At 37.4% G+C, this 20,676-nt stretch carries 28 protein-coding genes; 8 read left to right on the top strand and 20 right to left on the bottom strand.

Annotated elements, in window-relative coordinates; all coding sequences use genetic code 11:
- Position 1: 1 nt before the first annotated feature.
- From NST02_RS18415 to NST02_RS18480, 15 genes are all read right to left on the bottom strand, one after another.
- Positions 2-418 (bottom strand): hypothetical protein, encoded by a 417-nt coding sequence (locus tag NST02_RS18415; RefSeq protein WP_340949496.1) that lies wholly within the window; start codon positions 416-418, stop codon positions 2-4.
- Complete coding sequence (locus NST02_RS18420) at positions 415-1,167, bottom strand: MBL fold metallo-hydrolase (RefSeq protein WP_340949498.1); 753 nt, start codon at positions 1,165-1,167, stop codon at positions 415-417. The genes NST02_RS18415 and NST02_RS18420 overlap by 4 nt, the downstream gene beginning before the upstream one ends.
- A complete protein-coding gene (locus NST02_RS18425) occupies positions 1,164-1,604 on the bottom strand; it encodes a hypothetical protein (RefSeq protein WP_340949500.1) in 441 nt (146 codons plus the stop codon). Before NST02_RS18425 ends, NST02_RS18420 begins: the two co-directional genes overlap by 4 nt.
- A gap of 6 nt (positions 1,605-1,610) precedes the next feature.
- Positions 1,611-2,516, bottom strand: a complete 906-nt coding sequence (locus tag NST02_RS18430) for a recombinase RecT (RefSeq protein WP_340949502.1) — start codon at positions 2,514-2,516, stop codon at positions 1,611-1,613.
- A 184-nt stretch (positions 2,517-2,700) separates the two neighbouring features.
- On the bottom strand, positions 2,701-2,856 hold the full coding sequence (locus tag NST02_RS23805; RefSeq protein WP_445678160.1) for a DUF6906 family protein: 156 nt from the start codon (positions 2,854-2,856) through the stop codon (positions 2,701-2,703).
- Positions 2,840-3,031: a hypothetical protein gene (locus NST02_RS18435; RefSeq protein ID WP_340949504.1), complete on the bottom strand. Its 192-nt coding sequence runs from the start codon at positions 3,029-3,031 to the stop codon at positions 2,840-2,842. The genes NST02_RS23805 and NST02_RS18435 overlap by 17 nt, the downstream gene beginning before the upstream one ends.
- Positions 3,028-4,542, bottom strand: coding sequence for an ATPase (locus tag NST02_RS18440; protein WP_340949505.1), 1,515 nt, complete (start codon positions 4,540-4,542; stop codon positions 3,028-3,030). The genes NST02_RS18435 and NST02_RS18440 overlap by 4 nt, the downstream gene beginning before the upstream one ends.
- Positions 4,543-4,554: 12 nt before the next feature.
- On the bottom strand, positions 4,555-4,800 hold the full coding sequence (locus NST02_RS18445; RefSeq protein ID WP_340949506.1) for a hypothetical protein: 246 nt from the start codon (positions 4,798-4,800) through the stop codon (positions 4,555-4,557).
- Positions 4,801-4,811: 11 nt separating this feature from the next.
- The gene (locus NST02_RS18450; RefSeq protein WP_340949507.1) at positions 4,812-5,057 is read right to left on the bottom strand and encodes a hypothetical protein; all 246 of its coding nucleotides are present in this window, start codon (positions 5,055-5,057) and stop codon (positions 4,812-4,814) included.
- 75 nt (positions 5,058-5,132) lie between these two features.
- Positions 5,133-5,285 carry a hypothetical protein gene (locus NST02_RS18455; protein ID WP_340949508.1) on the bottom strand — a complete coding sequence of 51 codons (153 nt, stop codon included), beginning with the start codon at positions 5,283-5,285 and terminating at the stop codon, positions 5,133-5,135.
- Between the two features lie 108 nt (positions 5,286-5,393).
- A complete protein-coding gene (locus tag NST02_RS18460) occupies positions 5,394-6,155 on the bottom strand; it encodes a phage antirepressor (protein WP_212933170.1) in 762 nt (253 codons plus the stop codon).
- Positions 6,156-6,231: 76 nt separating this feature from the next.
- Positions 6,232-6,444, bottom strand: a complete 213-nt coding sequence (locus NST02_RS18465; protein ID WP_340949509.1) for a hypothetical protein — start codon at positions 6,442-6,444, stop codon at positions 6,232-6,234.
- A gap of 84 nt (positions 6,445-6,528) precedes the next feature.
- Positions 6,529-6,690: a hypothetical protein gene (locus tag NST02_RS18470; RefSeq protein WP_340949511.1), complete on the bottom strand. Its 162-nt coding sequence runs from the start codon at positions 6,688-6,690 to the stop codon at positions 6,529-6,531.
- Positions 6,690-6,848 carry a hypothetical protein gene (locus NST02_RS18475; RefSeq protein WP_340949514.1) on the bottom strand — a complete coding sequence of 53 codons (159 nt, stop codon included), beginning with the start codon at positions 6,846-6,848 and terminating at the stop codon, positions 6,690-6,692. Before NST02_RS18475 ends, NST02_RS18470 begins: the two co-directional genes overlap by 1 nt.
- 65 nt (positions 6,849-6,913) lie before the next feature.
- A complete protein-coding gene (locus NST02_RS18480) occupies positions 6,914-7,147 on the bottom strand; it encodes a helix-turn-helix transcriptional regulator (protein ID WP_340949516.1) in 234 nt (77 codons plus the stop codon).
- 197 nt (positions 7,148-7,344) lie between these two features.
- Here NST02_RS18480 and NST02_RS18485 point away from each other — a divergent pair, with 197 nt between their 5' ends.
- The 5 genes from NST02_RS18485 (at position 7,345) to NST02_RS18505 (ending at position 12,258) form a co-directional block, all read left to right on the top strand.
- A complete protein-coding gene (locus NST02_RS18485) occupies positions 7,345-7,998 on the top strand; it encodes a LexA family protein (RefSeq protein WP_340949521.1) in 654 nt (217 codons plus the stop codon).
- Between the two features lie 12 nt (positions 7,999-8,010).
- On the top strand, positions 8,011-9,426 hold the full coding sequence (locus NST02_RS18490; protein WP_340949523.1) for a recombinase family protein: 1,416 nt from the start codon (positions 8,011-8,013) through the stop codon (positions 9,424-9,426).
- Positions 9,410-9,583 carry a hypothetical protein gene (locus NST02_RS18495; RefSeq protein ID WP_340950047.1) on the top strand — a complete coding sequence of 58 codons (174 nt, stop codon included), beginning with the start codon at positions 9,410-9,412 and terminating at the stop codon, positions 9,581-9,583. Before NST02_RS18490 ends, NST02_RS18495 begins: the two co-directional genes overlap by 17 nt.
- 222 nt (positions 9,584-9,805) lie before the next feature.
- Positions 9,806-10,852 (top strand): lactonase family protein, encoded by a 1,047-nt coding sequence (locus NST02_RS18500; RefSeq protein WP_095309868.1) that lies wholly within the window; start codon positions 9,806-9,808, stop codon positions 10,850-10,852.
- A 212-nt stretch (positions 10,853-11,064) separates the two neighbouring features.
- The gene (locus tag NST02_RS18505) at positions 11,065-12,258 is read left to right on the top strand and encodes a M20 family metallopeptidase (protein ID WP_095309866.1); all 1,194 of its coding nucleotides are present in this window, start codon (positions 11,065-11,067) and stop codon (positions 12,256-12,258) included.
- 483 nt (positions 12,259-12,741) lie between these two features.
- Here the strand turns inward: NST02_RS18505 and NST02_RS18510 are convergent, their stop codons facing one another.
- Both NST02_RS18510 and NST02_RS18515 read right to left on the bottom strand, forming a co-directional pair.
- Positions 12,742-13,827, bottom strand: coding sequence for a DUF4179 domain-containing protein (locus tag NST02_RS18510; protein WP_170211280.1), 1,086 nt, complete (start codon positions 13,825-13,827; stop codon positions 12,742-12,744).
- Positions 13,811-14,374 carry a sigma-70 family RNA polymerase sigma factor gene (locus NST02_RS18515; RefSeq protein ID WP_095309862.1) on the bottom strand — a complete coding sequence of 188 codons (564 nt, stop codon included), beginning with the start codon at positions 14,372-14,374 and terminating at the stop codon, positions 13,811-13,813. The genes NST02_RS18510 and NST02_RS18515 overlap by 17 nt, the downstream gene beginning before the upstream one ends.
- Positions 14,375-14,543: 169 nt before the next feature.
- Here NST02_RS18515 and NST02_RS18520 point away from each other — a divergent pair, with 169 nt between their 5' ends.
- Positions 14,544-15,029: an NUDIX domain-containing protein gene (locus NST02_RS18520; RefSeq protein ID WP_095309860.1), complete on the top strand. Its 486-nt coding sequence runs from the start codon at positions 14,544-14,546 to the stop codon at positions 15,027-15,029.
- 393 nt (positions 15,030-15,422) lie between these two features.
- Here NST02_RS18520 and NST02_RS18525 read toward each other — a convergent pair whose 3' ends face one another.
- The 3 genes from NST02_RS18525 to NST02_RS18535 form a co-directional block, all read right to left on the bottom strand.
- A complete protein-coding gene (locus NST02_RS18525; RefSeq protein WP_340949529.1) occupies positions 15,423-16,148 on the bottom strand; it encodes an EcsC family protein in 726 nt (241 codons plus the stop codon).
- A gap of 97 nt (positions 16,149-16,245) precedes the next feature.
- Positions 16,246-17,469: an ABC transporter permease gene (locus tag NST02_RS18530; RefSeq protein WP_340949531.1), complete on the bottom strand. Its 1,224-nt coding sequence runs from the start codon at positions 17,467-17,469 to the stop codon at positions 16,246-16,248.
- A complete protein-coding gene (locus tag NST02_RS18535) occupies positions 17,462-18,202 on the bottom strand; it encodes an ABC transporter ATP-binding protein (RefSeq protein ID WP_095309854.1) in 741 nt (246 codons plus the stop codon). The genes NST02_RS18530 and NST02_RS18535 overlap by 8 nt, the downstream gene beginning before the upstream one ends.
- A 613-nt stretch (positions 18,203-18,815) precedes the next feature.
- Here NST02_RS18535 and NST02_RS18540 point away from each other — a divergent pair.
- Together NST02_RS18540 and serC are read left to right on the top strand one after the other, a co-directional pair.
- A complete protein-coding gene (locus NST02_RS18540; RefSeq protein WP_212933964.1) occupies positions 18,816-19,235 on the top strand; it encodes an HIT family protein in 420 nt (139 codons plus the stop codon).
- 246 nt (positions 19,236-19,481) lie between these two features.
- The gene (gene serC, locus NST02_RS18545; RefSeq protein WP_095309850.1) at positions 19,482-20,561 is read left to right on the top strand and encodes a 3-phosphoserine/phosphohydroxythreonine transaminase; all 1,080 of its coding nucleotides are present in this window, start codon (positions 19,482-19,484) and stop codon (positions 20,559-20,561) included.
- The last annotated feature ends 115 nt before the right edge of the window (positions 20,562-20,676 follow it).

Genomic DNA, 20,676 nt, shown 5'->3' on the forward strand with positions numbered 1-20,676 from the left:
TCTAGTTTGCTTTTTGCTCTTTTAGTGCCTCAATGGCTTTGCATGATGCTTCTAGTGCTGTTGACAACATTTCAACAAAAAACGTTAGTTTTTCGATTTCTTTATTTTTCGGATCGATTTGCTTAGTGAGTTCATTCACCAGTTTTTCAAGACGCTTGGTTTTATCTTCTGCCTTTATTAGTTTTTCAGTGTAATAGTCCTCTTGGTCTTTCCATTGCTTTACGGTGTATATCTTTTCATTCTCGATTTCAATAGCATTTTCTCTCGGGATTATTACTCCACTATGTTCCCCTTCGATGATTTGAAAAGGGGCATTGAACTGAAAGGGCATTGAAGGAAGAATTCTAGCTTCAAATTCTTCTCCTTTTCCGATATAACCTTTGCTTCCACGCAACACTTTAATTGTCTTTATTTTCATGATGACACCACCTCGATTTCATAATGTTCACCTGCTTTGAACCCTTTCTTAAACAACGCCTTTTTCACTGTCATTTCAGCAAGCTTAGGCATGTTATTTGAGCTTGATAAGTGTGTTAGGTATATTCGCTCTCCGTGACCTGTTACAAGCCTAGAAAGCGCCTCTGCGGTTTGCATATTACTTAAATGTCCGTTATCTGATAGAATCCTAGCTTTGACATTGTTAGGATAATCAGATACCTCAACCATGTTAGGCTCGTGGTTGGCTTCCATGATATAGATGGAAGAGAACTCCATAGCGGAAATCATTTCGTCATCCACATGTCCAGTGTCTAAGCAAATGGAGCATCGATTACCCTCATAGTCATAAATCGAATACCCTAGGGGTTCGTATGCATCATGGTGAGTATTAAAGGCTTCAATGTAGAATACATCTTTAAAATCAATCCCTTTTCCTGATTTGACGACTCGTTTTAGATTATCCTCAACCACTTTAATGTCCTTCCATTCGCCTTCGCTTGCGTATACCGGAATGTTGTATTTGTTTGCTAATGGCAAGCCTTTAATGTGATCGCCATGAGCATGGGTTATAAAAATAGATCGGACATTAATTGGCTGGATTCCAATTTCGACAAGTCGTTTATCTATCTTTGTTTTCGCGATACCAGCATCAACTAGAATAGTAGAGTTGCCCGAGGTCAAGGCTATACAATTGCCACCTGACCCCGAAGCTAAGATGTCTACTTTCATAAATGCTCGCCCTCGTTATCGGCGATCATCATGGCGAAATTGGCTATATTTGCACAGCGAATGGTGATTTCATGTTTGTCTTTGTTTAATTTCTTGAGTTCGTGGTTTAGAGCAAACATATTTTTTGCTAATTGTGCAGATAAGAAATGATGTTCTTCGTCATTCCACCCACCTTTGTGATCATTAACCTTCAATTGCTTATCCATATCATGCGCAAACTCTGAAACTACTTTTCTTGGTTTCGGATTAGGCTCCATTTGTTGAACAAAATTAGCAATTTCATCCCCAAGTTCGTACACGTTTATACAATCCCGATCCACACCCATCCTTAATGCAATTAAGTCATGACCATGATAGGTTTCTAGCAACGGTCTAGCTTCAAAAGCTTCCTTGGCTTCTTGGACAAAATCTAAATGTCGTTTAGTTATCTGAGTCATTTAAAATCACTCCAATTCGTCGCCGTTTTGCATTTCTTTCATATCGATTTCCATTTGAATCATGTCAAGCAATCCTGTTAGTTCAGCGATGGAAGGATTTTCACCCATCTTAGGAGCGTTTTTAGCGATATAAGCTGCTACTTGTTCCTTACCAACAACACCGAGATCTTTTAACTTTTTAGTGATTTTGGTACGGATGGATTTAATTTGTTTTTCTTCTTCGGTTGGCTCATTTGTTGGTGGAGCATCGATGATGTCTTGATTAGGTGTGATGTCCTTGCGTCCTTGGGGCTGATACTCAGGCACAGTGTCATTGCCACCCTCAACCGTTTCATCATCAAAGTTGAGTTCAAATGCAGCCTTTAAAGCTCTACGTGCCATATGCTTTTTAAACATGTCATTGAAATAATTTGTCCACATGGTTTTCTGCATCCCGATATTGGACTTCTTAAAATGTTCTACCTCTTCGACTTCCATAACGACCGTAAATGGCTTATAACCTTCACGATAGGCAATGGCATAACCACCAATTACACGACCTCTAGGAAAGCCCCAAGAATGCTCATCAATGACAACAAAATAACGACCGTCCTCTGCCTTTTCTTGATGCATTTTAAATTCATCATTTTCGTGCACTAACTGCACATCATAACCTTGATACCCATCACTCTCTTTGGACTTGCGAACAAAGAAGTCTACTCCGAATTGGACAGTTAATTGACCGCCACGAACAGCCGGATAAATCTCATTCATTACTGGGTTTGCCCCACTTGCTTTTGCGATCGACATGAATAGTTTAAATTGTTCCTCGTTACAATCTTTTGCAATTGTGCTTCTTACTACTGCAATGTCTTGAGTAGTTAACTCCCCATACGCTAAACCTTGATATGCTTGTAGTTGATTGTTTGACATGATATTTTTCCTCCTTAGTTGGTTCATATGATTGAATTCTTTTAATCGTTTCGCACATGCGTTTATATTTCGGCTCCGGCTCATGGTCGCAAAACTTTATATATCTTTGATGTGTTTCAGGATCTACTTTGGTTTGATAAAATCCTCTACCGTTCTTGCAATGACATTTGCCCATAATATCACCCTAGATATCTGGTAATATCTTTGTTTTGCCTGTTTCGCGATGTACAAGATGTAATTCACCATTGATTTTCTTAAAGATGAGCCAGTGTGCCGGATTCAAACCGTATTCAATAAAGAGTTTCTTTTGATTGCGAGTGGGTTTACGACCTTGTTTCATTTCCTTCACCTTTCTTCAATTCAGATAATGAGTGAAATGTTTTTTGTTTAATGTCATCAAGAACCTCGAAAGCTTCATGAGGTGTCAATCCATCAACAGTAACCATGTTTGCTAAGCAACCAATTATATGAGCATGGAGTGGATTATGAATGTCCATTCTTTTTTTCTTGTTCATAGCTCACTTACCTCAACCTTCAACTCTTGCCCAGCCACAACACGACATGTAATCAACTGCCCTGAAGGCTGCTTAAATCTCGTAATCGATTCAGCATTATCAACAAATACTGGAGCAACAATCTCGCTCTGTTGTGCAAGTACTTCTCGCAATTCAAGACCTGCTCGAATGCCTTCTGAAAGAGAAAGCTTGCGATATGGTTTACCGTCCATTTCGATCTCAAAGGTATTCTTGAGTTCACCGTTTTTCTGTTGTTCGAATAACCGAATGGAAAGCGTATCGAATAAGGCTTGTACCTTTTCAGCTTGCAACTCGGCTTCTTTGGCCTTAAAGGCTTTAATTGAATCAATAATGAAAATGAAATCGTTTAGGCTGTTAAGGGTTTCCTGCTCTGCCTTTTCGGCTTCTGCCACCTGCTCCTGCAATCTAGTAAACTGTGAATATGCATTAATGGCTTCACGTAATGGCTGACCTTTTTCATCAATGGAACGAATCTCTTCACGAAGTTCTGTAACATCTATAAAGTCAAGTTCCGATAGCTTTTCTTTGAGCTCATCACGTTGTTTTATGAGAGCACTATGACCCTCCTTGTATTCAGCCATACGCTTTTCTTTATCAGCTTTCACAGCTTCAACAGACTTTTCATCTAATGGTTGCTGGCACGTTCTACACGTATCCTCAATCACTTCGTTTTTAAGTGATGGCCATCTTTCCTTAGACATGTCGATTTGGTCTTGTACGGCTTTTGACTTGTTAAGGACTGAATAGTATTCTTGATTCTTTTCAACAGCGCTATCGAGCAAAGCTTCTTTCTCACGCACTTGTTTATCTACCTGAGCGAGTTCTGCTTTGAGTGATTCAAGTGGAGTGTTTACTTTCGGCAATTGGTCTAATTGTTCTTTAAGTGTCTTGGTGCGACTTTGTGCAGCAATATAAGCCTTGTCTTTGTTTTTCTTGTTTTCTTTATGCAGATTTTCTATGTCTATTAAATTGTGTTTTTTAAGTAGCGTACCTAGTTTTTCAGCTAGTAATTCTGGAAGGTGTTTCAAAACTTCTTTACTAGGTGGAGTTGAAAAATATTTCATCAATGTTGCTCTCTGCTCGTCCTTTGTAAGAGTGAAGAAATAGAACGGATTCAAAAGGGATAACAAGATATTTTTCTCGCCCAATTGTTCAACAACTCTGTTAAACTCCCCAGCTTTTTTGGGTACTTCATTGACGTAATAAACTGCCTTACCCTTCTTCAATCCACGACCAAGCAATAATTCTTTTCCATCAACATTTAATAAAAGCGAAACCGATGTCTCATCTGCATCGTAAGTAATCGGTGTCGGATCTAACTTGCCACCTAGTGCGTCTGTGCCGTACAATACATAGCAAGGAGCTTCAACAATTGTTGATTTTCCAACAGCGTTGTCACCGGTGATATCTGTTCGCTCGCCAAAGTTAACAGTGATATCCTGGTGACTTTTAAAATTCTTAAGAACTAATTGCTTAAAAATAATGTTCAAAACATTTTCCTCCTATTCATTTACTGAGTGACTATACTCAATTTCTTTTGAACCGCAGAATGGACAAAACGTTGGTTCCTTCCCATCCTTAACTGCAAATTCATGATTCTTAGGACAAACATAGACATCAAGAATCATAGTTTTCGCCTCGCTTTCTTGGCTAAATCCGCAATATGGACAACCGTGGTCAAACTGTTCATCTGCCAATACTTGAAAACCTTTGTGGCATTTGGGACAACGCAATGTTGCGGTTTCCAAACTCATCACCCTTACAGTTCGGCTAGTTCTTTTTCTAGTCGAGATATTTCACGATTGATGGCTTCAAGTGCATGTTTCTGAATATCTGTTACTAATTCACAACCATTTAGGGCCACGCTTGTTTTTTTAGTAGTAAAGTAAACTTGGTTTGTATCATAAATCTTTTCAGCCTTATAAGTTAACTCATCAATACGGTCAACAATCTTCCTAGCTTTCTTAGCACGTTCCTCCAAGTACTCCAAAGTTTTTAAATCCATCTGATTCACCCCTTTCTTTTTGATAATTGCTGTAAAATGATGATGCGATCCTTTAACGGCAATTTTAAAAATCTACTAATCTTCATTTTTCTCACCTCCCTCATACTCATCTGCCATATAGCCAAGAGTTACAACTTCACGAAGGTTTGTGGAGTGTTCCACGCTTGAAAGCTTTATGTGTGTATCCCCATCTGCTACGTAATGTAAGAGTTCTTTACTGATTTTCACCTTCTTCACCCCCTTTCAATTGGTTCTTAACAAATGTTCGGTAAATTGCCATATACCGGTCTGCGTAGCTTAAAGCTAACCATTCGCCTGCTTTGATTTTCACTGTCTTTACCTCCCTTCTGAGTAGTTGAGAAATTTATTAATGAAATAAACTTGCCCTTTTCCTGTTACCTTTGGTGTCTTCGTTACTCGAATGCTTCCATCTGGATTGTTGATGGCACTCTTTTTAATTTCGAAGAGACCTAATTCCATGCTTTTTTGAGTAGGGTTGTTAAATTCTTCTCCTATTTTCTTAATCAGGTAGCCAGTTTCTCGTAACCATTCAAACAATCGTTTCTGCCCGATTTCCACTCCGTTTTGCTTGAGAATCTTTGCAAGTTCGCCAACTAGAATAGATGATTGAGAAGTTTCAACTGCATCAGCAAAAAGAACTTTGGGCTTTTGCTCTTTTACTTTTTGTTCAGCTTCTAATCTCTTAACCTGTTCTTCTTTTAAATTGGTTGCTAGCTTGATTAGGAAGTCTGGACTTGTTAGCGCCTGTTCTAATGTTTGGTCAGTCATATATGCTCCATGTTTTCGAATGGACGGAATGACTTCATGAGTGATCCAACGTTTGAATTCTTTTGCTTCTGGTTTGCGGCTTGATAATACCAACGAATAAAGCCCGTATTCATTAATGATATTTACTTCACCCTGACGCCCTAACTTGAAGTTAGACCGTTCATCCTCATCTAACCTACTCACTGCCTTGGAAGGGTTTGATACTTCCAAAACATCACAAACATCTTTTACTACAAACCAAGGTTCGTCGTCTTTAAGAACTGTACGAACTTCATTTTGCTTGAAATTAAAAATCTTAAGTTGTTCCATCGTTTCTCTCCCCTTTCAAGTTTTAGAACTAAAATCGTTCATCAAATTTCGCGCATTGGGTAAAAAGGAAAGCCATCTAGGCTTTTGATAATTTTTCTTTTATTTGTTCCGCATGTTCTGGACACACATCACAATTTGCCCAAATGTTAATTGCACATTTACGACAAAGTTTTTTATCACACGTTTCAGTTAACTCTTGAAAATCAATACTCGTTACTATTCCTGTACCTACTGCATAATCGCAAAGCTTAGTTGATTTGCGTTCATTGCAGTTTTCGCAAAGATCCATATCTCAACCCCCTAATTTTCATTGACGTTGCTACCGTCTATTAAGCTATTAATCCGTATGCAAAGAATCAGCAATTAACCACTTCTAATTAGGCTTAATTAATTCGTTCATGCGCTTTTTATAGGCTATTAAGCGCATATCCCTGTATGTCATTGATGGCTGTAATACTTTTGATCGATGAATTGAAACTCTCTCAGCTACTTTTCGAGTGTAGTAAGCAATACGGTGTGTAATGTCTTTTTGCATTATTGGGTTTCCTCCTCGCAATTGATTGATATTTCTCCAATAGTTAAGTTAATGAATTTAATTTCTCTCCCATATTTTTTGGACAAGATTCTTTCGATAATTGGCTTTAATTCTTTTACTTTTTCTTCCGTTAATTCAAAACCGGGTAACCCCTTCATAAGTTTTCACCTCAATGCACTATATGCAGAGTGGACAGATAGACAAATCTGTCAATTTTTCTACCTTAGGTAGCAGATTCACCCCTTTCATATCTACTTAAAGTAGAATTATCATTAAAAAAAATAAAGTCATAACTAAACTGCAGAATTTCACTAAGTTTTTTAGCATCACCAATTGTAACTTCATCAGGACATTTTTCCATTTTACTGTAAGTATGAACATGGACACCCAACTTTTCAGCTACTTCTTTTTGAGTAAGACCTTTCAACAATCTAGCCTGACGTAAAGTGATATTCATGTTTCTCACCTCGCTTAATTTGTTTTACAAACTCATAATAATCTACTTAAAGTAGAATGTCAACAACACCAAAAACATTTTTACTTCTTATTTTTCTACAAAATTCTACAAAAAGAAGAAATAAATCTACTTTTTATTGATTATATTCTACTTAAGGTATATAATTGTCTATATAATTTAGTTCGGAGGTAACGGAAATGAGTATCGGGGAAAACATAAAAAAACTAAGAGAATTACATAACTTATCTCAAAAAGAATTAGGAGAAATCGCTGGAGTTTCTGATAAAGCTGTATCAACATGGGAGAAAAATGAAAAATCTCCTAGGATGGGAGCTATTCAAAAAATTGCCGACCATTTTGGAATATTAAAAAGTGACATTATCGAAAATAAGAATATTGTTTCAACTATTAATGAGCCTCAACAAACCTATGGATCTGATTCAGTTCCAATGCCTTTATTAGGCTCTATTGCAGCTGGTATACCCATTGAAATGATTCCAGTAAAAGAAATGATTAATGTGCCAAGAGAGATTGCTGACATGTATCCTGATGCATTTTTAGTAAAAGTATCAGGAGATAGCATGAATAAAGTTATTCCTTCTGGAGCTCTTGCCTTAATAGACCCAACGGAAGAAATCAAAAATGGAGACATTGCGGCTGTATCAGTTAATGGATACGATGCTACGCTTAAAAGATTTTATAAATTCCAAGACGGGATAACATTAGAACCGGAAAGTTATAACCCCAACATCAAGACTCAGTTTTTCAGTTCCAAAGAACAGGAATACAACCCCATTCATTTAAAAGGAAAATTAGTTTGGTATATGGCCCCTCTCGACATTAAATTCTAGGAGGAAAACTGAATGAAATGTATTGCTTACGTTAGGGTATCCACAGAAGAACAAGCGAAACATGGATACTCTATCGCAGCTCAAACAGAAAAATTAGAGGCTTATTGTGTTTCTCAAGGCTGGGATCTAGTCGAAACAGTAGTTGACGATGGATACTCAGCCAAAGATATGGATCGCCCTTATTTTCAAAAAATGATTAATCGAATCAAACAAGGTGGTATTGATGTACTGTTAGTCTATCGTCTGGATCGATTAACAAGGTCTGTTCTAGATTTGTATAATATTCTCCAGATTTTAGATGACCACAATTGTAAGTTTAAAAGCGCAACAGAAGTTTATGATACTACTAATGCAATGGGGAGATTATTCATAACTCTTGTGGCAGCTATCGCTCAGTGGGAACGTGAGAACTTAGCAGAGCGAGTAAAGATGGGAATTGAAAAAAAGGTAAAGCTCGGAAAATGGAAGGGCGGTACTCCTCCTTATGGATATAATTACGAAAATGATTTGCTTACCATTAACGAAAATGAGGAACCGGTTGTTAAAAAGATATTTAAACTAGCCAAACAACTAGGCTTTTACACAATAGCAAAAATGCTAACTGAATTAGGGTATCCTACAAAAAAAGGCGGAGATTGGCACGTAGACACAGTAAGAGATATTGCAAATAACCCTGTTTATGCTGGGTATGTCACAAACAACACAAAGGAAGAGTCTAAAAAACCACCAAGAGAGCAAAATTTATATGAGGGCATCCATCCTAGAATTATTCCAAGAGAAGACTTTTGGGCTCTTCAAGAGGAATTAGATAAACGCAGAACCTTCGGAGGTAAAAGAGAGACTAGTAATTATTATTTTTCATCAATCCTCAAATGTGCAAGGTGCGGATCGTCTATGTCTGGACATAAAGGGGCAAAAGGAGTCAAAACATATCGGTGTTCAGGTAAAAAAGCAGGAAAGAAATGTACAAGCCATATCATCTTAGAAAAAAACCTCACTCAAAAAATATTAACCTCGCTTGATGATATAGTCAAAGGACCTATTAAAGACAGTAATACGTCCATGGAGAATATAAGCGAATTAGAAAAAGAATTAAAGTCTATTCAAAGATTAATCGAAAAACAAAAAACTATGTTCAAAATGGACATCATTGATATTGATGAATTGATATCCGAGACTGAGGCTCTAAGAATTCAAGAAAAGAGAATCGCAAAAGAATTAAATGCCTATTATCAATCTGGAAATGTTGAACAAGAAGATCTAAATTACCTTGTTGATAATATTGATGCTTTATGGCAAGTTGCGGACGATTACGATAAAAAAGAATTAATGACTCGTTTATTTAAGCAAATAGTTATTGATACAAAAGACGAATATAAACGTGGAACAGGAAAGCCGAGAGAGATCATTGTTGTTTCAGCTAGATAAGATGTCTTTTGTGGGTGCTGGCACTCTTATACCTTGGGCATTAATTCCCGCCGCTGCAATCTGTAATGTTGATCCATTTGAACTAGCTAGAAGAAACCTATTACCTGTAACAATCGGTCTTTTCGTGACAACAATTGTTGCCATGTTTTTAATTTAAAACGAAATGTCGGGGCCTTAGTTTTTTAGGCCCCGATTTCTTTACATAGGGTAAAGCTTTTGGAAGGCTCATAAATGCTCCACTCCCTTGACAATATGGATAATACAAATTACTGTACGTATCATTGATGTTTTAGTACACTGATGGTGGTTACAGCAGTATGTTATGAACGTATAAGGAAAAGATATGAATGCGATTAATAAGGCGATGGAGGAATTTATAATGACAAAATATACTGGTTTTATTGGTACTTATACAAAAGGGGATAGTAAAGGAATTTATTCATTTACCTTGGATACAGTTCTGGAAAAAATCACAGATGTACGGCTAGCAGCTGAGTTGGAAAATCCAACTTATTTAACTGTAAGTAGTGATAATCAGTATGTATACTCAGTTGTAAAAGATGGAGCTGCTGGTGGAGTTACAGCCTTCTCTCTTGATCACCATACAGGCGATCTCACCCACTTAAATAGAGTATTAGCAGATGGTGCACCTCCATGTCACGTGAGTGTAGGTAAGAAAAATAAAAACGTCTTTTCTGCCAATTATCACAAAGGAACGATCGATTCCTACTTAGTCAATGACGACGGAACACTACTTCCTGCCTCTTCAATTGTGAAGCACCATGGTTCAGGGCCAGACCCTCGTCAGGAAAAACCACACACCCATTATTCTGCTTTTACTCCAGATGAAAAATATGTAATTGCAGTGGAATTGGGAAGCGATAAAATTTATACATATGAAGTTTCAAACGGAGTCTTACAAGAGAAAAATCAGCTATCTGTAAAAGCTGGAAGTGGTCCTCGCCACATTGTCTTTCATCCAAATCAAAAATATGCCTATGTGATGACAGAATTTAGCTCGGAAGTTATTGTCCTTGGTTATAATGAACATGATGGTAGTTTTAATGAAGTTCAATACATTTCAACTCTCCCTAGAGACTTTCATGAAAATAACCAAGGAAGCGCCATTCATATTTCCTCTGACGGACAATTTGTTTATGCGGGCAATCGTGGTCATAATAGCATCGCAATTTTCAAAGTTGACGAAACGAAGAGCACGCTCACTTTTGTCGAGCACATTGCTACAGAAGGAAACTGGCCAAGGGATTTTGCCATTGATCCGTCAGAGAATTTTATCGTTGCTTCCAATCAGGAATCAAGCAATTTGGTGCTGTTCTCAAGAAATCCAGACACAGGTAAACTAACGCTACTACAATCCGATATTACTGTACCAGATCCGGTTTGTGTGAAGTTCTTACACGCATGATCGTAGCTTAGCTTTTTGACACTCATTTTTTGTTTCATTTAAAATGGTCTGTATGCCATCCAGCACTTGGCTGAAAAATAGCGAATTTCAAAAGGAAGTTAAACACCGCTTCCTTTTTTTCGTGTCTCAAAATAAATCATAAGTCTTCTTAGCAAACTTCTGTTATAATTATCAAAAAAGACTAAATCTTTTTATAATAAGGAGTGTTGATTATGCTCGAAAAGTTATATTCAAAGCTAGAAGGCTATTACGACGAAATGGTATCAATCAGACGCTATTTACATCAAAATCCAGAACTATCTTTTCAAGAAGTTAATACAGCCAACTACATTAAAAGCTTTTATGAAAATTTAGGAATTGAAGTAAGGGGAAATGTTGGCGGTAATGGCGTTGTTGCCAAAATTCACGGTGGCAAACCAGGACAAACGATCGCCCTTCGTGCCGATTTCGATGCCCTTCCAATTCAAGAAGAAAATGATGTACCGTATAAATCTCTTAATCCCGGAGTCATGCATGCCTGTGGTCACGATGGACATACAGCTACACTACTTGTTCTTGCTAAAGTACTGCATGAGCTAAAAGATGAATTAGAAGGTACATATGTAATGATTCATCAGCATGCGGAGGAGTATGCACCAGGTGGAGCCATTTCCATGATTAAAGACGGTTGTTTAGATGGAGTTGATGTTATTTTCGGAACCCATCTTTGGGCAAGTGAACCGACCGGAAAAATCCAATACCGCACCGGTCCGATTATGGCTGCCGCAGACCGCTTTGAAATCGAGATCCAGGGTCAAGGTGGACATGGGGCACAACCGCACAGAACGAAAGATTCAGTTGTCATCGCCTCTCAACTCGTTCTTAATCTACAGCAAATTGTCAGTCGAAGAGTGAATCCAATTGATTCTGCCGTTATCTCTGTCGGCTCCTTTGTTGCTGAGAATGCCTTCAATGTAATCGCTGATAAAGCGAAGCTTGTTGGAACCGTAAGAACATTTAATGAAGAGGTTCGCTCCTTTATCGAACATGAAATTGAACGAATTGTAAAAGGAACATGCCTTGCTGCTAACTGTGACTATTCCTACGAATACAACAGAGGCTACCCTGCTGTCGTCAATCATGCGGAGGAAACGGATTTCCTTGTGGATTGTGTTAAAAGCGTCCCTTCTGTCCAAACGGTGGAAGAAGCCGAACTACAAATGGGCGGAGAAGATTTTGCCTACTACTTACAGCATGTGAAAGGCACCTTCTTCTTTACAGGAGCGAAACCAGAAGGGGTAACCATTGCCTATCCTCATCATCATCCAAAATTTGATATCGATGAAAAAGCGCTATTAGTGGCCGCAAAAGCATTGGGGTCTGCTGCACTCACCTATAAAGTGCAAATGGAAGAGGTTTCACTGTAATAGAGCTGGACAAAAGTTCTGAAGTCAAATTATAACAGAGAAGAGAAACGTATAAGTTAAATTAACGTAAAAGGCTAATGCCATAATTCCAAACTCATATGCGCTTAATCGAAGCCCCAGCAATGAGAATTGGTCAAATTAAGGGCAATAGTTTCTGCAATTTTATACTCGAAATCCACCTGAGCTCGTCCTCATAAACCCTTTATGAGAACGAGCTCAATTTGTGGATACTTTGTCCGCATGAGCTCTTTATGAGAATAAGGTTTCTTGGATCTATGTGATCTTTGTCCTCATGAACCCTATCAAAAAGTCTTTCTTTTTTGGGAGCTTCCAAGCTAGAGTATTAGTGGGCTCCCAAAAGTTATACTTTATACTGCCTCTCAAAAATTTAAAGGAAAACGAATTTCTGAACAGCCGCAATACTTTTTGGATAGCCCCCTTTGTTACTTGTAAAAATATCCACTTCTTTTTTTAAAATCTATTTTATTTTTCAATTTCTATTACAATTGGTTCAAGTTCAAAAACCTCATCAGGGGCTGAACTGTTTTCTTCACGATACACATTACCCCTTTCATCTGTTCCATCAGCTGCTAAGAGTCTCACTATCGGTATTACAATTAGTTTCGATGCACCAGGGTTCAGTTTTTCTAAAGTATAAGTATAATGGAAAATATCACCTTCACTATACCCACCGTCCCAACTACTCACATATACATTCCCTAAATCATCTTTTACTTCTTTAATATCAATAAATTCGAAGTCCCACTTTTCATCTACTTCTTTACTGATTGATACATCGTAATTGACGATAAACGACATAGGCGTATACGTGATCCTAGTAACATTAAAAGTAATGCCCTTTTGTTCTCTTACAAGATTCACTACTTGCTCGTGATGTTTTGTGGTTTTTAAATCAAACTCAAAATCCCAGTTTCCGCTAATCTGTTCTCCATCAATTGCAGAGTCAATCTTAAATCCTTCTATATTTAATTCAAAGTTACCTTCTGATAATCCTTTTCCATTAATAAGAAGTCTGCTAGTCATCATACCAACGTACTGATGATCTCCCGTCTTTTTTATCTCATATTTTCCTGCATGAAAGAAAGTGTGACTCCCTTTAATTTCAGGAAAACCAATAATTTCAGGTGATGGACCAAGATCTTTTTCACTTTCAATCTCATATGTTACATATAAAGCACGCCCATCAAACACCGCTTCATTGAGGGTTACTTTTATCCCTTGACCTTCCTTCACAAGATTGAGCTTATTCGCATTCGCATCATACTCCTTATACAAGCCATTTTCATTAAAGAGCTTGAAAATTCCGCCTATTATAGGAATCTCTTCTGCGAAAGTCGTAAATGATAAGCCAAATAGAGAAGCTGAGGAAATCCCAATAGCTATAGAGGCAGCAGTCATTGTTTTTTTCCATTTCGAAGGTTTATTCATGTGAATTTTCTTTTTTAATTCCTTTTTAACTTGCTCTCTTTCATGTTTGCTTACTTCTACATGCTCGAATTCATTTATATCAATGTCAACATCGTTTAAAAGTTCATAAATGTCCTTCATATAAATAGTTCCCACCTTTACTAGAGATTTCATGTTTAAGCTTCTTTTTCCCACGATGAATTCTGTTATTAACCGCTGACTTCGTCATTGCTAGCTGTTCAGCAATTTCCTCTGAGTTAAAATCCATCAAATACCTCATCATAAATATCTTTTGATCGGTCGGTTCCAGCTGGCTGAGCAATTCCATCAGATCATCCTCGCGCTCAACCTCCATCGAGGGTGAAGGCGGTACTCTTATATGCTCCAAAGAGAGTTCCTGCTTTTTGACTCCCCTTCTGTAATAATCAATCGCACGATATTTAGCAATGGCACAAATCCATTTCTTAAAATCTGTCTCACCATTGCCGCGAAATTTCTCGGCCTTTTGCCAGATGGATAGAAAAATATCATTTACACATTCCCCCACCATCTCTTCCTGACGAAGTGGTCCGATAACTTTATGCACAATTCCTTTTATAAGAGGCAGATAGCAATCAATAATATATTCAAGAGCATCTTCCTTTCCAGCTTGGAGACGTGTGATAAAGTTCGATTCATTGGATTTCATAAATTTTCTCCTTCACTTTTTTGTAAAAGCTTTTACACTATTAATAACGAAAGAAATAAAAATATTTTCTCATAGATTATTAAATTATTTTAAATTTCCTAATTATTTTACATTATGAAAAGTTCATGCGAAGATAGGAAATAAAAACCAAAAAGAATGGAGCGATGGCATGGCTTCCCACATAAGAGTTAGAGCTTGTGCACTTATTATCGAAAATAATTCTATTTTGTTAGTAGAATTCAATGACCATCGAGGCTTACATTATAATCTTCCAGCTGGTGGCGTGGAAGCTAATGAATCAGTTATTGAGGCAGTTATGAGAGAAGCGAAAGAAGAGGCATCCATTGATGTGGAAGTAGGACCATTGGCGCTCGTTTATGAATATGCTCCGCACTTGAATAACGATAAATATGGGGGTGTTCAATCGTTGCAACTCATGTTTGATTGTAAAATCATAAATGGTACCACTCCCCAACTGCCAGCTAATCCTGACCCTAACCAAACCGGGGTGAAGTGGATTAAATTGAATGATTTATATTCCATAGAGCTTTATCCAAATATTCAAGAACAAATTATCCTGTATTCAAAAACAAAGGAAACGATTACCTACATAGAAGAACAGAAATTAGAACGATATGTAAAAATAGACGACTGATTCAATAGATCGCTCTGTTACTAGGAGGTCTTTTCAATAAAGATTTTGGTGTTGATTTTTTGCTCATTTTTTCTCTGATTCCATGGAAAGAAAGGTAAAAACGAGTTTTCACCTTTCTTTCCATGGAATCAGAAGACCTTTCAGCATAGCTGAAAGACGTGTGAAACTAAGGTTTCACACGAAATGAGCCAAAAATCATTTGGCAACAATATTAATATCGTTGTTTAACAAAGCCTTATGAAAAAGATAATCAGGTTCTCTTTATTACTTATATGGATCAGTGCTGCTCTCGTCATTTGCGCACTCATTTTCACACAATGATAGTGCGCAAACTTAAATCCTAAAAAAAAACGCCATCGACATTACATCAACAGCGTTTTATCTGGATTAATTTTAGTAAAGCCTTGGCGCATTTGCTAAAATTCGAATACGATAGGCATTTTTGGCAACCTCTCCTAAATGCTCCATTAAGTTGTAATTTGCATATGCTCCAACAACAGCCCCGATTCCTGGCAGGAGCTGCAGCATTTTGACAAAGTCAATATAATCACGATACTCCTGCTGGAATTGCTGCCAATCCATATCAATAATTTCCTTTATCCGCTCCTCCCAATTCTCAACGATTTGGAGCGTCTCTTTTCTTTTTTCATCGCTTGAAAAAGCGAGTTGAAAAATATGAAGGATAAACAGCCTTTCCTCATACTCCTTCGTATCAAAACCATACACTGCTGCCGCTTCAAAAAGAAATTTCATCTTAATGGACAAGAGCAATGGAAAGTCGGCTAAACCGAGCAAAATTCCTCCAGCACCTGTACCAGCACCTTCAACTGTTGCTGTTTTTTGATAAACAGCAATTTTTTCCACAAGTTTTTTTTCTCTCTCTTCCAACGATAAATTTCTTGCCATCTCCATTTTCGTTGTAAAACTGGAACCTGCTACCGTCATTTTTACCATATTTTTAATGCTATCCGTAATGACACTATGGACTTTCTCCGGAATCTTTTCGTTTATTTTATCCTGAGCTTTTTTTGATACTCGCTTAATTAAATTGGAGCGTTTCAAAAGCTTTCTTTTCCATGCTTGAACTTCCTCGTAAACTTTTTGCTCGTAATCGTTCATCGTGGATACATCCTTTAACAACGTGATAATATAGCATACGACTATCCATCAAAATGGTTTCAAATAAATATCCACTATCTTTCCCATGAGGATTCAATTATATGTTTTCTTTCTCAACAATCGACTTTTTTCTATAAAAATTCACAAAAACATAACTAAAAGCAAGACCTGCACCAATCGCTATCAAAGCAGTAATCCATTCAGCTTTTAAAAACAGGGGCACTGATAACAATATTGTCTGAATCATTAAAATCTTCGTCAAAAATTTCTTGAACGAGCTGCTCTTCAATGATTCCGCTACTGGGTACAATTGAAGCCAGATTTTATTTTGGTGATGGTTCCATAAAGGGAATAATTGAAAACCAGTAAGAAATAGAAATAACAAAACGAACAATATTTGTCCATTTCCAAAGGTAATGAAATAAAGAGCGAGTATTCCGATGATTGTTAAGCGCATGAATATCCCTAAATAATCCCCACCGCGAATGAATGTCTGTATATACAAATGTGTATACACATTCTCATGCTGATACTTCAACATTCGCAAAAGCCAGTCCAACCATTTTCTCCTTTTCACTTGATCCCTTAATTTTGGAACATCAGTAAACATATTCGCCAATCGATAGAAAGACATCATGCGCTTTTCTTCCTGCTCAATTAAATAATCCCATTTAAGCCCCATATGCTTTGTCTGTGAAAAATAAAAAGCACAGAGTAGGGCATAGATCACGATAATCGGCATAAAAAACCAAAGCGAGGCATGTGAAAATAACAAATACAGAAATGCACCGTTTACAAAATAACGGACCATCGAATCCATTCGATGCACATTTACATCGACATATAATTGAACTCTCCAGCGAATGATAATATTTAATCCTTTTAACAGGCTCATGAGCACAAAAAATAAAAAGAAACCACTGTAGCTGCCTTCATTTACATGAGCATAGAGCGGCATGAAAATGCCTAACCCAATGAATAATAAATACACCTGCACAAAAAAGCTTACAATCATCGAACGTTGAAAATAAGGTTTAAGCTTCTCTTCAAGAGGAATGAGAAAAATCCGGTCAGCTTCCAATAAAAATGTAAAAATAGGACTGAAGGTAGCCACCAATGCTAAAATAATCGCCATTATGAGCGCTACAGGAAAATCATCGCTCAACGTACGAATCCATTCCTGATAATAGTAAGCGGCAGTTCCAATTAAAAACACGAGGATAATAACGACATGGCCGTTAAAAATATAGCGAAAATACTTGCCAAGTTCTTTAACTGTATTTCCAAACCTTTGCTTCCATAGAACCTTTTCATCAAACATAGTCTTCTTCCTTTGTTAACTGAATATAAAGATCATCCAAAGTAGCATTCGGCATCGAAAATTGCTTTCTTAACTCTTCTAATGTTCCTTTTGCTCTCACATGTCCTTCGTGTAAAATGACAAAGCGATCACAGTAGCGTTCCGCCGTTGCCAAAATATGCGTCGACATTAAAATCCCCGCACCTTCATCCTTCATTTTTTTCATTAAATCAAGAAGTGATTGAATCCCTAATGGATCTAGCCCTACAAATGGCTCATCTACTATGTAAAGATTCGGTTGAACCAAAAAGGCACACATAATCATCACTTTTTGCTTCATTCCCTTTGAAAAATGGGCCGGAAACCACTTTAAGCGCTTATTCATGCGGAATTCCTTCAGTAATTGCTCTTTTCTCTCTGTAAAAATATTTTTCTCCAGCCCATAAGCCATCGCTGTCATTGACAAATGCTCATCTAATGTTAATTCATCATAAAGAATCGGGGTTTCAGGTACGAAAGTGAACTGTCTTCGATAAGATTCCATATTATCCTGAATTGATTTTCCATTTATGAGAATCTCCCCTTTTTGCGGCTCCATTAAGCCAATAACATGCTTAATCGTCGTACTTTTCCCGGCTCCATTTAAGCCAATTAATCCGACTATTTCCTTTTGATTGACTTCAAAAGAGACATTTTTTAAAACAGGGTTTCGAGTATAGCCACCTGTTACATCATTGATTTGCAGCAATGTCATCTTCAACAACTCCTACACTTAGTTAGCATCATTTTATCAAATTATTTTACTAAAAAATAGAAATAGCCCTTTTCTAATTGTTGTAAATGCTAACAGCAGCTACCTTTTCTCCCTTCATATACTACATGCATAATTCAATGAGCATGGGGCATGATAATATTCGAAGGGGAAAGTAATATGATGATGTAAAAATCATCAAAACTTTATAGTGATGTCTGTTAAGGCATATAACACTTAAGTTAAGCTTCCTAAGTTCAATAAGGGGATGGTTGTAGTGGACAATCAGTTCATGTAAACCAAAAGATCTAACGTTACACACATTTATAAAAATGGGGTGTTGGCGAAAGACTATCTACCTGCTTTATACGTTGAGAAACATATAAAGAAATAAGGGGATGGTACGCTTGAACTACAGATCGATTTCTCACTAGATAACAATCATGTAAAAATGAGGTGTTTATCAAAGAGAAATAACCCGATTTGCAGAACAAAAGGAATAAATTTCCCCTTCAACCGGCGGACGGGATTCCAAGTGAATCCTGTCCGTTCTTCTTTTTGTTTACGTTATTCCTGTGGTAAAATATACTAAAATATATGAAAAGGGGCTTTGAGAATGAATGATTGTATTTTTTGCAAAATTGTTGCTGGAGAAATCCCTGCAGCAAAAGTATTTGAAAATGAGCATGTAGTAGCATTTCTAGATATTAGTCAAGTAACAAAAGGACATACGCTCGTCATTCCGAAAATACATAAAGAAAACTTATATGAACTAACGCCAGAAATAGCAGCCCATCTTTTTGAGATAGTTCCGAACATTGCAAATGCCATAAAAGGAGCATACGAACCAATTGGCTTAAATCTTCTTAATAATAACGGTGAAAAGGCTGGGCAATCCGTTTTCCATTATCACTTACATTTAATTCCCCGCTATGGCGAAGGTGACGGCTTTGGAGCTGTTTGGAAGTCACACCAAAGCGAATATAAACCGGAAGACTATCAACAAATAGCAAGTGAAATCAAAGCGAATTTGTAAATCTTTGCACTGACTAAGGATGAGTTTCCATCACATCCTTGGTCAGGTGCGTTAAAATCCCCCAAAAATCTCGTAATTTAACGGAACACACATTCACACCTCTATAAAATGCATCTTTAAATATTTTATGACAATTTTGAAAATGACCATTTACACTCCCATTTATATTCTGTAGAATTTATCACATAAAAACTTTGATTCTTTAAAGCGATATTGTAAAAAAACTTGCCGGTGGAGGTTCATAAAATGACTCGAGCACTCAATTTTAATGCAGGGCCTGCTGCGTTACCTGAAGCAGTTCTTCAAGAAGCACAAAAACACTTATTGAATTTCAATGGGACAGGAATGTCTGTCATGGAATTAAGTCATCGTAGTAAAGATTATGAAGAGGTTCATGTTGGTGCCCAACAACAACTAAGGAAGCTATTAGCCATTTCTGAAAAATATGAAATCCTCCTTCTTCAGGGTGGAGCTAGTCTGCAATTTTCCATGATTCCGTTAAATTTATTAACGAAAGGAAAAATTGGCCACTATGTTTTAACAGGTTCATGGTCTGAAAAAGCACTTAAAGAAGCCAAAAAAGTCGGTCCTACTTCCATCCTTGCTTCGTCAAAGGAAGATCAGTATCGTTCCATCCCTTCCATTAAGACAGAACAGCTCGAAGGGGATGGTGCCTATCTGCATATTACAAGCAATAATACCATTTATGGGACCGAGTGGAAAACGTATCCCTCCAGCTCTATCCCACTCATCGCTGATATGTCCAGTGATATTTTAAGCAAACGCATCAATGTTGACCAATTTGGACTCATTTATGCTGGCGCCCAGAAAAATCTTGGCCCTTCTGGCTTAACAGTTGTCATTATGAAGAAAGACTTGATTTCAACTCCTCCTGACCATTTACCAACAATGCTGAGCTATGAAACGTACAGCAAGAATCAATCTCTTTATAATACTCCGCCAACTTTTGCCATCTATTTGTTAAAGCTCGTCCTTGATTGGGTAGAGAGTGAGGGCGGCGTAGAGGTGATAGAAAAAAGAAATCAAGAAAAAGCAAAACTCCTTTACGATGTTATTGACGAAAGTGATAGCTTCTATTCAGGTCATGCAAAACCTGATAGTCGCTCCAATATGAATGTTACCTTCACCTTACCGTCTGAAGAAAAAACAAAAGAATTTTTACATTTAGCACAGGAAAAAGGCTTTGTTGGTTTAAATGGACACCGCTCTGTTGGCGGATGTCGGGCCTCTATTTACAATGCTGTACCTGTGGACCATGTTGCCCAGTTAGCCGAGTTTATGAAATGGTTTCAAGTTCGTTCTTAATGCTTCTGGACGAAACGAATGTTTATGATATAATAGTAGAAAGCTTTTCGCTACAGGCAATGAGTGCACTGTAGGAGGGGCAAAGTTTGATTAGTCGAGATGAGGAGAGATGAGA

The organism is Robertmurraya sp. FSL W8-0741, from assembly GCF_038004005.1.
GTDB classification, from domain to species: Bacteria; Bacillota; Bacilli; order Bacillales; family Cytobacillaceae; genus Robertmurraya; species Robertmurraya siralis.